Origin of the sequence: Pseudomonas monteilii (genome assembly GCA_001534745.1) — a bacterium.
GTDB lineage: Bacteria > Pseudomonadota > Gammaproteobacteria > Pseudomonadales > Pseudomonadaceae > Aquipseudomonas > Aquipseudomonas alabamensis.
In genome coordinates, this window is sequence record CP013997.1 from 410,299 (window position 1) to 422,772 (window position 12,474).

Sequence of the window (12,474 nt, forward strand, 5' to 3'; positions counted from 1 at the left end):
TGAGGTGACTTTGAAAAGGTGAAAAGGAATAGATGAATGACATGATGAAGATGAAATAACTGTATAAAATATAACCAAATCCTTTTCGGCGCAAGGGCGGCAGACGTCTCAGGGCCTGCCATGAGTCACATCGTGTGTCGAACTTGTTTTTGATGGCCGATCTTGTATGGTTGGCTCCCTTTGAATCTGAGCCTTGCGGGTCTGTGTATGAAGTCGGTTGAAGAACAGCTGGCGCTTATCAAGCGCGGTGCGGAAGAGGTGCTGGTCGAGTCGGAACTGGTCGAGAAGCTCAAGCGTGGTGAGCCGCTGCGCATCAAGGCCGGCTTCGACCCGACCGCGCCGGACTTGCACCTGGGCCATACGGTGTTGATCAACAAGCTGCGCCAGTTCCAGGAGCTGGGGCATCAGGTGATCTTCCTGATCGGTGACTTCACCGGGATGATCGGTGACCCCAGCGGCAAGAGCGCCACGCGTCCACCACTGACGCGTGAGCAGGTACTGGACAACGCCGAGACCTACAAGCAGCAGGTCTTCAAGATTCTGGATCCGGCCAAGACCGAGGTGGCGTTCAACTCCACCTGGATGGACCTGCTCACACCGGCCGACTTCATTCGCCTGGCGTCGCAGTACACCGTGGCCCGCATGCTGGAGCGCGACGACTTCGACAAGCGGTATTCCAGCAATCAGCCCATCGCTATCCATGAGTTCCTCTATCCATTGGTGCAGGGGTACGACTCGGTCGCGCTCAAGGCGGACGTCGAGCTGGGCGGGACCGATCAGAAATTCAACCTGCTGATGGGGCGCGAGTTGCAGCGCGCCTATGGGCAGGAAGCGCAGAACATCGTCACCATGCCGCTGCTCGAAGGGCTCGACGGCGTGAAGAAGATGTCCAAGTCGCTGGGCAATTATGTCGGCATCCAGGAAGCGCCCGGCGTGATGTACAGCAAGCTCGTGTCGATTCCCGATACCTTGATGTGGCGTTACTTCGAGTTGCTGAGCTTCCGTTCCATGGAAGAGATCGATCAGTTGCGCGCCGATGTGCAGGCCGGTGCCAACCCGCGCGACGTCAAGATCAAGCTGGCCGAAGAGATCGTGGCGCGGTTCCATGGCGAAGAGGCGGCAGCCAGCGCGCACCGTGCCGCCGGCAATCGCATGAAAGAAGGTGAGTTGCCCGAGGATCTGCCCGAGGTCGAGATCGTGTCGAATGAAGACATGCCGATCGCGGCCGTGCTGAACCGGGCGGGGCTGGTCAAGAACTCGGCAACTGCACGGGACCTGCTCAATGCGGGTACGGTGAAGGTGGATGGCGACAGCGTGGATCGTGGGTTCATGTTCACCGTGGGCAGCACGCATGTGTGCCAGGCAGGCAAGAAGGCGTTTGCACGGATCACGCTGAAGACTGAGTGAGTCGCGTGTCTGCGTGCAGGGCTATATAAGCAGCGGGGGAGGTCGGTACGACCTCCCCCGCTGCGTTTTCAAGAGATTGAAATGATTTTGAAATAAAGGGTTGACGGGGTTTCAGATCCCCTTATAATGCGCACCACTTCCAACGCAGTCGGAACGATAAACGCCTTGTTAATCAACAGGTTGCGTGAATCGAGATGAAGCTGGAAGGGCTTCGGTTCCGACCGGAAGCGGTGAAAAAGGCAGTTGACAGCAGGTTGTAACGCTGTATGATTCGCCTCCCGCTTCGAGAGATCGCAGCGAGTCAAGTGGTTGAAGTTGTTAGGGTTTCCCGAAAAGAACTTCAAAATAAACGCTTGACACACAACGAGGACAGCGTAGAATGCGCGCCTCGGTTGAGACGAAAGCTTCTCAGCCAAACGCTCTTTAACAAATTGAATCAAGCAATTCGTGTGGGTGCTTGTGAGTTTGGACTGATAGTCAGATAGATTATCAGCATCACAAGTGACACATGAGTAATCATAGTAGTCATTTGAGATTGCTGAGCCAAGTTTAGGGTTTCTTAAAAACCCAAGCAGTATTGAACTGAAGAGTTTGATCATGGCTCAGATTGAACGCTGGCGGCAGGCCTAACACATGCAAGTCGAGCGGATGACAGGAGCTTGCTCCTGGATTCAGCGGCGGACGGGTGAGTAATGCCTAGGAATCTGCCTGGTAGTGGGGGACAACGTTTCGAAAGGAACGCTAATACCGCATACGTCCTACGGGAGAAAGCAGGGGACCTTCGGGCCTTGCGCTATCAGATGAGCCTAGGTCGGATTAGCTAGTTGGTGAGGTAATGGCTCACCAAGGCGACGATCCGTAACTGGTCTGAGAGGATGATCAGTCACACTGGAACTGAGACACGGTCCAGACTCCTACGGGAGGCAGCAGTGGGGAATATTGGACAATGGGCGAAAGCCTGATCCAGCCATGCCGCGTGTGTGAAGAAGGTCTTCGGATTGTAAAGCACTTTAAGTTGGGAGGAAGGGTTGTAGATTAATACTCTGCAATTTTGACGTTACCGACAGAATAAGCACCGGCTAACTCTGTGCCAGCAGCCGCGGTAATACAGAGGGTGCAAGCGTTAATCGGAATTACTGGGCGTAAAGCGCGCGTAGGTGGTTTGTTAAGTTGGATGTGAAAGCCCCGGGCTCAACCTGGGAACTGCATCCAAAACTGGCAGGCTAGAGTACGGTAGAGGGTGGTGGAATTTCCTGTGTAGCGGTGAAATGCGTAGATATAGGAAGGAACACCAGTGGCGAAGGCGACCACCTGGACTGATACTGACACTGAGGTGCGAAAGCGTGGGGAGCAAACAGGATTAGATACCCTGGTAGTCCACGCCGTAAACGATGTCAACTAGCCGTTGGAATCCTTGAGATTTTAGTGGCGCAGCTAACGCATTAAGTTGACCGCCTGGGGAGTACGGCCGCAAGGTTAAAACTCAAATGAATTGACGGGGGCCCGCACAAGCGGTGGAGCATGTGGTTTAATTCGAAGCAACGCGAAGAACCTTACCAGGCCTTGACATGCAGAGAACTTTCCAGAGATGGATGGGTGCCTTCGGGAACTCTGACACAGGTGCTGCATGGCTGTCGTCAGCTCGTGTCGTGAGATGTTGGGTTAAGTCCCGTAACGAGCGCAACCCTTGTCCTTAGTTACCAGCACGTTATGGTGGGCACTCTAAGGAGACTGCCGGTGACAAACCGGAGGAAGGTGGGGATGACGTCAAGTCATCATGGCCCTTACGGCCTGGGCTACACACGTGCTACAATGGTCGGTACAGAGGGTTGCCAAGCCGCGAGGTGGAGCTAATCTCACAAAACCGATCGTAGTCCGGATCGCAGTCTGCAACTCGACTGCGTGAAGTCGGAATCGCTAGTAATCGCGAATCAGAATGTCGCGGTGAATACGTTCCCGGGCCTTGTACACACCGCCCGTCACACCATGGGAGTGGGTTGCACCAGAAGTAGCTAGTCTAACCTTCGGGAGGACGGTTACCACGGTGTGATTCATGACTGGGGTGAAGTCGTAACAAGGTAGCCGTAGGGGAACCTGCGGCTGGATCACCTCCTTAATCGACGACATCAGCCAGCTGATGAGCCCCCACACGAATTGCTTGATTCTTTGTACGAAGACGATGCTGTAACGCGACCCTGTTATAGGTCTGTAGCTCAGTTGGTTAGAGCGCACCCCTGATAAGGGTGAGGTCGGCAGTTCAAATCTGCCCAGACCTACCATTTCATGGTGCGGCTTGATGCTACGACACACGGGGCCATAGCTCAGCTGGGAGAGCGCCTGCCTTGCACGCAGGAGGTCAGCGGTTCGATCCCGCTTGGCTCCACCACTTCCATCGTCGCCGCTGTTCAGAACTTAGAAATGAACATTTGCAGCTTGAGGCTGTGAAATGTTGATTTCTGACTTTTGTCAGATCGTTCTTTAAAAATTCGGATATGTGATAGAAATAGACTGATGGCCACTTTCACTGGTGGTGATCAGGCTAAGGTAAAATTTGTGAGTTCTGCGCGAGAGCGCAACATGCGAATTTTCGGCGAATGTCGTCTTCACAGTATAACCAGATTGCTTGGGGTTATATGGTCAAGTGAAGAAGCGCATACGGTGGATGCCTTGGCAGTCAGAGGCGATGAAAGACGTGGTAGCCTGCGATAAGCTTTGGGGAGTCGGCAAACAGACTGTGATCCAGAGATCTCTGAATGGGGGAACCCACTCAGCACAAGCTGAGTATCCTGCACTGAATACATAGGTGCATGAGGCGAACCAGGGGAACTGAAACATCTAAGTACCCTGAGGAATAGAAATCAACCGAGATTCCCTTAGTAGTGGCGAGCGAACGGGGACCAGCCCTTAAGTTGGTTGAAGATTAGTGGAACGCTCTGGAAAGTGCGGCCATAGTGGGTGATAGCCCCGTACACGAAAATCTTCTTCCAATGAAATCGAGTAGGACGGAGCACGAGAAACTTTGTCTGAATATGGGGGGACCATCCTCCAAGGCTAAATACTACTGACTGACCGATAGTGAACCAGTACCGTGAGGGAAAGGCGAAAAGAACCCCGGAGAGGGGAGTGAAATAGAACCTGAAACCGTATGCGTACAAGCAGTGGGAGCCTACTTGTTAGGTGACTGCGTACCTTTTGTATAATGGGTCAGCGACTTATATTCAGTGGCGAGCTTAACCGAATAGGGGAGGCGTAGCGAAAGCGAGTCTTAATAGGGCGAACAGTCGCTGGGTATAGACCCGAAACCGGGCGATCTATCCATGGGCAGGTTGAAGGTTAGGTAACACTGACTGGAGGACCGAACCGACTACCGTTGAAAAGTTAGCGGATGACCTGTGGATCGGAGTGAAAGGCTAATCAAGCTCGGAGATAGCTGGTTCTCCTCGAAAGCTATTTAGGTAGCGCCTCATGTATCACTGCTGGGGGTAGAGCACTGTTTCGGCTAGGGGGTCATCCCGACTTACCAAACCGATGCAAACTCCGAATACCAGCAAGTGCCGAGCATGGGAGACACACGGCGGGTGCTAACGTCCGTCGTGAAAAGGGAAACAACCCAGACCGTCAGCTAAGGTCCCAAAGTCATGGTTAAGTGGGAAACGATGTGGGAAGGCTTAGACAGCTAGGAGGTTGGCTTAGAAGCAGCCACCCTTTAAAGAAAGCGTAATAGCTCACTAGTCGAGTCGGCCTGCGCGGAAGATGTAACGGGGCTCAAACCATGCACCGAAGCTACGGGTATCACCACTAGGTGATGCGGTAGAGGAGCGTTCTGTAAGCCTGTGAAGGTCAGTTGAGAAGCTGGCTGGAGGTATCAGAAGTGCGAATGCTGACATGAGTAACGACAATGGGAGTGAAAAACTCCCACGCCGAAAGACCAAGGTTTCCTGCGCAACGTTAATCGACGCAGGGTTAGTCGGTCCCTAAGGCGAGGCTGAAAAGCGTAGTCGATGGAAAACAGGTTAATATTCCTGTACTTCCGGTTATTGCGATGGAGGGACGGAGAAGGCTAGGCCAGCTTGGCGTTGGTTGTCCAAGTTTAAGGTGGTAGGCTGAGATCTTAGGCAAATCCGGGATCTCAAGGCCGAGAGCTGATGACGAGTTGCCTTTAGGCGACGAAGTGGTTGATGCCATGCTTCCAAGAAAAGCTCCTAAGCTTCAGATAATCGGGAACCGTACCCCAAACCGACACAGGTGGTTAGGTAGAGAATACCAAGGCGCTTGAGAGAACTCGGGTGAAGGAACTAGGCAAAATGGCACCGTAACTTCGGGAGAAGGTGCGCCGGCGAGGGTCAAGGACTTGCTCCGTAAGCCCATGCCGGTCGAAGATACCAGGCCGCTGCGACTGTTTATTAAAAACACAGCACTCTGCAAACACGAAAGTGGACGTATAGGGTGTGACGCCTGCCCGGTGCCGGAAGGTTAATTGATGGGGTTAGCGCAAGCGAAGCTCTTGATCGAAGCCCCGGTAAACGGCGGCCGTAACTATAACGGTCCTAAGGTAGCGAAATTCCTTGTCGGGTAAGTTCCGACCTGCACGAATGGCGTAACGATGGCGGCGCTGTCTCCACCCGAGACTCAGTGAAATTGAAATCGCTGTGAAGATGCAGTGTATCCGCGGCTAGACGGAAAGACCCCGTGAACCTTTACTATAGCTTTGCACTGGACTTTGAATTTGCTTGTGTAGGATAGGTGGGAGGCTTTGAAGCGTGGACGCCAGTCTGCGTGGAGCCATCCTTGAAATACCACCCTGGCAACTTTGAGGTTCTAACTCAGGTCCGTCATCCGGATCGAGGACAGTGTATGGTGGGTAGTTTGACTGGGGCGGTCTCCTCCCAAAGAGTAACGGAGGAGTACGAAGGTGCGCTCAGACCGGTCGGAAATCGGTCGTAGAGTATAAAGGCAAAAGCGCGCTTGACTGCGAGACCCACACGTCGAGCAGGTACGAAAGTAGGTCTTAGTGATCCGGTGGTTCTGTATGGAAGGGCCATCGCTCAACGGATAAAAGGTACTCCGGGGATAACAGGCTGATACCGCCCAAGAGTTCATATCGACGGCGGTGTTTGGCACCTCGATGTCGGCTCATCACATCCTGGGGCTGAAGCCGGTCCCAAGGGTATGGCTGTTCGCCATTTAAAGTGGTACGCGAGCTGGGTTTAGAACGTCGTGAGACAGTTCGGTCCCTATCTGCCGTGGACGTTTGAGATTTGAGAGGGGCTGCTCCTAGTACGAGAGGACCGGAGTGGACGAACCTCTGGTGTTCCGGTTGTCACGCCAGTGGCATTGCCGGGTAGCTATGTTCGGAAGAGATAACCGCTGAAAGCATCTAAGCGGGAAACTTGCCTCAAGATGAGATCTCACTGGGATCTTGAATCCCCTAAAGGGCCGTCGAAGACTACGACGTTGATAGGTTGGGTGTGTAAGCGCTGTGAGGCGTTGAGCTAACCAATACTAATTGCCCGTGAGGCTTGACCATATAACACCCAAGCAATCTGCCAAGCGCAGGTTGGGTGCGAAGACACACGAACCGAAAGTTCGCAAACACACAAAGATCACATATCCGAATCTGCTGGCCTGTCGATACGACGGTCCGGCTACCGAATTTCTTGGCGACCATAGAGCATTGGAACCACCTGATCCCTTCCCGAACTCAGCAGTGAAACGATGCATCGCCGATGGTAGTGTGGGGTTTCCCCATGTGAGAGTAGGTCATCGCCAAGATTCATTTCGCAAAACCCCTATCTGCGCATGCAGGTAGGGGTTTTGTCTTTTCTACGCCATTGAACATCGATGGGTCTCCACGCACCCTGCCTTTCCCTATGCAATCGATGGGTGCATGGCTATGATGCCAGCCTCATTTCAAGTCGAGACTGGCATGCTGAAGTTGTTGAATCTCCTAAAGGATGGCCGCTTTCATTCGGGGCAGGACCTGGGTTTTGCACTGGGCGTCAGCCGCGCCGCTGTCTGGAAGCAGCTGCAGCACTTGGAGAGCGAGTTCGGTGTGACGGTGCACAAGGTCAGGGGTCGCGGTTACCAGTTGGCCAACGCTCTCACCCTGCTCGATCCTGGTGTCATCCAGCAGCACTCCCAACCAGGCGTATGGCCCGTGTCAGTGCACGAAGCCCTCGATTCGACCAATGCACAAGCACTGCGTGATCTTGCAGAGGGCGCGCGCGCGCCCTTCCTGGTCTTGGCCGAGCGGCAAAGCGCAGGTCGGGGTCGCCGAGGTCGTCAATGGGTCAGTCCTTTTGCCGAGAACGTGTACTACAGCCTCGTGCTGCGTATCGAAGGTGGCATGAGGCAGCTGGAAGGCCTGAGCCTGGTCGTGGGGCTGGCCGTGATGCAGGTCCTGCGTGACCTGGGTGTGGTCAAGGCCGGGCTGAAGTGGCCGAACGATGTGCTGGTCGGTGAGCGCAAGATCGCGGGTATCCTGCTCGAGCTGGTGGGCGATCCTGCCGATGTGTGTCATGTCGTGATAGGCATCGGCATCAACGTCAACATGCAGGAGAACGACAGCGTCACTCAGCAATGGACCTCGATCAGGCATGAGACAGGCAGCCACCTGGACAGGAACGTGCTGATCGCTCAGCTCAATCGTCAGCTCGACAGCGAGCTGCAGCGGCATGCTGCCCAGGGTTTTGGCGCCTTCAAGGAAGCCTGGGAGCAGGCCAACCTGTGGCAGGGCAAGGCTGTGTCGCTGATCGCCGGCGTTCAAACCATCGACGGAATCGTCATGGGCGTCGATGACCAGGGCGGCTTGCGGCTGAGTGTCGACGGCGTAGAAAAGAGTTTCAGCGGCGGGGAGCTCAGTCTGAGGTTGAAGCATGATACTTGAGCTCGATTGCGGGAACAGTTTCATCAAATGGCGTGTGATTCGTTTCGACACGGCTGAGGTCGTGTCTGGCGGGTTCGTCGAGACCGATCACGCGCTTTTGAGCGCCGTGCAGGCATTGAACCTGAGCTTCCAGGCTTGCCGTCTGGTCAGCGTACGCGGCCACGAAGAAACCGTCGCCTTGTGCGCGGCGTTGACCGCGGCCTTCCAGGTCGTGCCGCACACCGTCAAGCCCGTGCAGTCTTTGGCAGGCGTGCACAATGGCTACGTCGACTATCAGCGATTGGGCCTGGATCGATGGCTGGGTGCGCTGGCGGGCTTTCATCTGGCCCAGGGTCCCTGCCTGGTGCTGGATTTCGGTACAGCCGCCAAGGCGGACTTCGTCGACGCGCACGGCCAGCACCTGGGGGGTTACATCTGTCCAGGCATGCCGCTGATGAGGCGACAACTGCGTACCCATACCCGGCAGATCCGCTATGACGATGCGTCAGCAGAGCGAGCCCTGGAAGACATGAGTCCGGGTCGTTCGACCGTAGAGGCTGTCGAGCGAGGCTGTGTGCTGATGATGCAGGGGTTTGCCAAGGGTCAGATAGAGCAGGCGCAGGCGCGTTGGGGGGAGGGGTGCACTGTCTTTCTTACCGGGGGTGATGCGCCGCTGGTGCGAGAGGTCGCTCCACAAGCGCGTCTGTTGCCGGACCTGGTGTTCGTGGGGCTGGCCATGGCCTGCCCATTAGACTGAGGTGATGATGCGCTGGTTATTCCTGCTCCTGCTCGTCCTGAATGGGGTGTACTTCGTCTGGCATCAGCAACAGGCTCCGCTGAAGGTCAAGGAAGTGACCTCGACCTCCCTCTACAAGGGGACACAGCGTGAGATCCAGCTGCTGCGCGAGATGAACAAGACCCCTGTCGCGCGGCGCCCGGATGAATGCATGATCGTCGGCGGGTTTATCCAGCCAGCGCGTGTCGAGGCGTTGCGACAGCGGTTGCTCAGCCTGGATGTGGCCAGCACGCGCGTGGCAGGGCAAGTGCCTGGCGCCGATGGCTTGTGGCTGAAGATCGAGCCTCAGAGCGAGCGTTTGCTGGACTCAGCGGTGCTTGCCAGTCTTTCGATGGATTTCAATGACTTAAAACATAAAATTATTTTGTGCAGGGGTATTGCAACTGCTGAATAGCTTGATAGAATGGCGCCCGCTTCACAGGGAACACCACTCAGGTGGTTAACCAGAAGCTGCTGTCAAATGAGCTAACCTCAAGATTTAAATGAGAAAAAGCTTGACAGCAGGACGGCAAGAGTTGAAAATGCCGCCCACGCTCAGGAGGGGTTCCCGAGCGGCCAAAGGGATCAGACTGTAAATCTGACGTCTTCGACTTCGAAGGTTCGAATCCTTCCCCCTCCACCATTTTAGCGAGAGCCGCAAGCTCCGCGGGTATAGTTTAGTGGTAGAACCTCAGCCTTCCAAGCTGATGATGCGGGTTCGATTCCCGCTACCCGCTCCAAGTTTGCTGTTTTTGCAAGTGTTACGCTCTTGTAGCTCAGTTGGTAGAGCACACCCTTGGTAAGGGTGAGGTCAGCGGTTCAAGTCCGCTCAAGAGCTCCATACGACAAGGCAGATATGAAAATATCTGCCTTTGTTTTAATAGCGGTAATAGTTCGTGCGTGTTCTGTGCAGGGTAAGCGCCTTGCCCAGCATGACGAGCGAGCATGTCGCGCATCCGTGCAGGTGTTGTCGCCCGATCGACGCCACGGCGTGTAGCAGCAAGGCTACTGAATAAGTAGTTGATTTCTCTCAGTCAGGTCAGCATAATGGTCGGCCTGATACAGTGTTAAAGGTCAGTAGCTCAATTGGCAGAGCGACGGTCTCCAAAACCGTAGGTTGGGGGTTCGATTCCCTCCTGACCTGCCATTCACCTCGGCGTGATTGGCTTTCTTCTCACAGGATCCTCCTCGATGACCACCAAAACTGAAGCCCAAGAATCGCGTTTTGACCTTTTCAAGTGGCTGGCTGTTGTTGCATTGGTCGTCATTGGCGTCGTCGGCAATCAGTACTATTCTGCTGCGCCGATCCTGTACCGTGTTCTAGCACTCCTTGCTCTGGCTGCTGCTGCAGGCTTCATCGCCTTGCAGACTGCAAAAGGCAAGGCGTTCTTCACGTTGGCGAAGGAAGCCCGTACCGAGATTCGTAAAGTCGTGTGGCCAACCCGCCAAGAAACCACTCAAACCACGCTCATCGTTGTGGTCGTTGTGTTGGTCATGGCGCTGCTGCTGTGGGGGCTCGATTCCCTGCTCGGCTGGTTGGTTTCCTTGATTGTTGGCTAAGGGTGTCCCGTGGCTAAGCGTTGGTACGTTGTGCATGCTCACTCGGGTTACGAGAAGCATGTGATGCGCTCTCTGACTGAGCGTGTGAAGCTGCACGAGATGGAAGACGGCTTTGGCGAAATTCTGGTCCCGACCGAAGAAGTGGTCGAGATGCGTAATGGCCAGAAGCGCAAGAGCGAGCGCAAGTTCTTCCCTGGCTACGTGCTAGTCCAGATGGAAATGAACGAAGGCACTTGGCACTTGGTCAAGGACACGCCGCGCGTCATGGGTTTCATCGGCGGTACCGCCGACAAGCCTGCGCCCATCACCGATCGTGAGGCCGAGGCCATTCTGCGTCGTGTTGCCGATGGCACCGACAAGCCGAAGCCCAAGACGTTGTTCGAAGTGGGTGAGTCGGTGCGTGTCAACGACGGCCCATTCGCCGACTTCACCGGCAGTGTCGAAGAAGTCAATTACGAAAAGAACCGGCTCACCGTAGCTGTGACTATTTTCGGTCGCTCCACCCCGGTGGAGCTCGAGTTCGGTCAGGTCGAGAAGGTCTAACCGAACGCAGCATCCCATACCCCGCAGCCCATAGTGCTGCGGGGTTTTGTCGTCACTGGGATAAAACGCAAGTCATCCGGGGAGCCAACAGGCGTTCGTACCCGATATTGGAGTAGCTCATGGCTAAGAAGATTCAGGCTTACATCAAGCTGCAAGTTAAGGCCGGCCAGGCCAACCCAAGCCCACCCGTCGGCCCTGCACTGGGTCAGCACGGCGTGAACATCATGGAATTCTGCAAGGCCTTCAACGCCCGTACTCAGGGTCAAGAAGCCGGCCTGCCGACGCCCGTGATCATCACTGTCTACAGTGACCGCAGCTTCACCTTCGAGACCAAGAGCACCCCTGCCTCGGTTCTGCTGAAGAAAGCAGCTGGCCTGACCAGCGGTTCGGCCCGTCCGAACACCGTCAAGGTCGGTACCGTGACCCGTGCCCAGCTGGAAGAGATCGCCAAGGCCAAGCAGGCCGATCTGACTTCCGCTGACCTGGACGCAGCCGTGCGCACCATCGCCGGTTCCGCTCGCAGCATGGGCCTCAACGTGGAGGGTGTGTAAATGGCTAAGCTGACCAAGCGCCAAAAGGCCATCGCTTCGAAAGTCGAAGCGGGCAAGGCTTACAACTTCGAAGAAGCAGCTAGCCTGCTGGCTGAACTGTCCGCCGTGAAGTTCACCGAATCCTTCGACGTTGCCGTCAACCTCGGCGTTGACCCACGTAAATCCGACCAGGTCGTTCGTAGCGCTACCGTGCTGCCACATGGCACTGGCAAGACCGTCCGCGTTGCCGTCTTCACCCAGGGCCCGGCTGCCGAAGCCGCTCTGGCTGCCGGCGCCGACCGCGTTGGTATGGACGACCTGGCTGCCGAAATGAAAGGCGGCGACCTGAACTATGACGTCGTCATCGCTTCTCCGGATGCCATGCGCGTTGTCGGTCAGTTGGGTCAGGTTCTGGGTCCTCGCGGCCTGATGCCTAACCCGAAGGTCGGTACCGTGACGCCTGACGTCGCTACCGCCGTCAAGAACGCCAAGGCCGGTCAGGTTCGCTACCGTACCGACAAGAACGGTATCATCCACACCTCCGTTGGCAAGGTCGGCTTCGAAGCCACCAAGCTGAAGGAAAACGTTGAAGCACTGATCGCTGACCTCAAGCGTATCAAGCCTGCTTCTTCGAAAGGTATCTACGTCAAGCGCGTGACCCTGAGCACCACCATGGGTCCAGGCCTGGTCATCGACCAAGGTTCGCTCGACGTGTAACACCCAGCCGCCGCGACCTGTTCGTGGCGGCAGCAAAAGATTGGGGTCCCTGCCTGGCGGGGGCTATCCAAGACCGT

At 55.6% G+C, this 12,474-nt stretch carries 8 protein-coding genes, 6 tRNA genes and 3 rRNA genes; all 17 read left to right on the forward strand.

Going from position 1 to position 12,474, the window contains the following annotated elements; all coding sequences use genetic code 11:
* Nucleotides 1-207 precede the first annotated feature (207 nt).
* The 17 genes from APT63_01820 (at nt 208) to APT63_01900 (ending at nt 12,397) form a co-directional block, all read left to right on the forward strand.
* Nucleotides 208-1,407 (forward strand): tyrosine--tRNA ligase, encoded by a 1,200-nt coding sequence (locus APT63_01820; protein ID AMA44456.1) that lies wholly within the window; start codon nt 208-210, stop codon nt 1,405-1,407.
* A gap of 579 nt (nt 1,408-1,986) precedes the next feature.
* Nucleotides 1,987-3,533 (forward strand): 16S ribosomal RNA (locus APT63_01825).
* A 76-nt stretch (nt 3,534-3,609) separates the two neighbouring features.
* A tRNA-Ile gene (locus tag APT63_01830) sits at nt 3,610-3,686 on the forward strand.
* A 31-nt stretch (nt 3,687-3,717) separates the two neighbouring features.
* Nucleotides 3,718-3,793 (forward strand) — tRNA-Ala (locus APT63_01835).
* Nucleotides 3,794-4,035: 242 nt separating this feature from the next.
* Nucleotides 4,036-6,948, forward strand: a 23S ribosomal RNA gene (locus APT63_01840).
* 115 nt (nt 6,949-7,063) lie between these two features.
* Nucleotides 7,064-7,179, forward strand: a 5S ribosomal RNA gene (gene rrf / locus APT63_01845).
* The 16S, 23S and 5S rRNA genes sit together here with 2 tRNA genes alongside, the layout of an rRNA operon.
* A gap of 154 nt (nt 7,180-7,333) precedes the next feature.
* The gene (locus tag APT63_01850) at nt 7,334-8,293 is read left to right on the forward strand and encodes a biotin--protein ligase (protein ID AMA44457.1); all 960 of its coding nucleotides are present in this window, start codon (nt 7,334-7,336) and stop codon (nt 8,291-8,293) included.
* A complete protein-coding gene (locus tag APT63_01855; protein AMA44458.1) occupies nt 8,283-9,029 on the forward strand; it encodes a type III pantothenate kinase in 747 nt (248 codons plus the stop codon). The genes APT63_01850 and APT63_01855 overlap by 11 nt, the downstream gene beginning before the upstream one ends.
* Before the next feature lie 7 nt (nt 9,030-9,036).
* Nucleotides 9,037-9,462, forward strand: a complete 426-nt coding sequence (locus APT63_01860; protein AMA44459.1) for a hypothetical protein — start codon at nt 9,037-9,039, stop codon at nt 9,460-9,462.
* A gap of 143 nt (nt 9,463-9,605) precedes the next feature.
* Nucleotides 9,606-9,690, forward strand: a tRNA-Tyr gene (locus APT63_01865).
* Between the two features lie 23 nt (nt 9,691-9,713).
* Nucleotides 9,714-9,787: transfer RNA gene (locus tag APT63_01870), tRNA-Gly, on the forward strand.
* A 25-nt stretch (nt 9,788-9,812) separates the two neighbouring features.
* Nucleotides 9,813-9,888: transfer RNA gene (locus APT63_01875), tRNA-Thr, on the forward strand.
* 230 nt (nt 9,889-10,118) lie between these two features.
* A tRNA-Trp gene (locus APT63_01880) sits at nt 10,119-10,194 on the forward strand.
* Nucleotides 10,195-10,238: 44 nt separating this feature from the next.
* A complete protein-coding gene (locus APT63_01885; protein AMA44460.1) occupies nt 10,239-10,607 on the forward strand; it encodes a preprotein translocase subunit SecE in 369 nt (122 codons plus the stop codon).
* A gap of 9 nt (nt 10,608-10,616) precedes the next feature.
* A complete protein-coding gene (locus tag APT63_01890) occupies nt 10,617-11,150 on the forward strand; it encodes a transcription termination/antitermination protein NusG (protein ID AMA44461.1) in 534 nt (177 codons plus the stop codon).
* Nucleotides 11,151-11,269: 119 nt separating this feature from the next.
* Nucleotides 11,270-11,701, forward strand: coding sequence for a 50S ribosomal protein L11 (locus tag APT63_01895; GenBank protein AMA44462.1), 432 nt, complete (start codon nt 11,270-11,272; stop codon nt 11,699-11,701).
* Nucleotides 11,702-12,397 (forward strand): 50S ribosomal protein L1, encoded by a 696-nt coding sequence (locus APT63_01900; GenBank protein ID AMA44463.1) that lies wholly within the window; start codon nt 11,702-11,704, stop codon nt 12,395-12,397. It abuts the gene before it with no gap.
* The last annotated feature ends 77 nt before the right edge of the window (nt 12,398-12,474 follow it).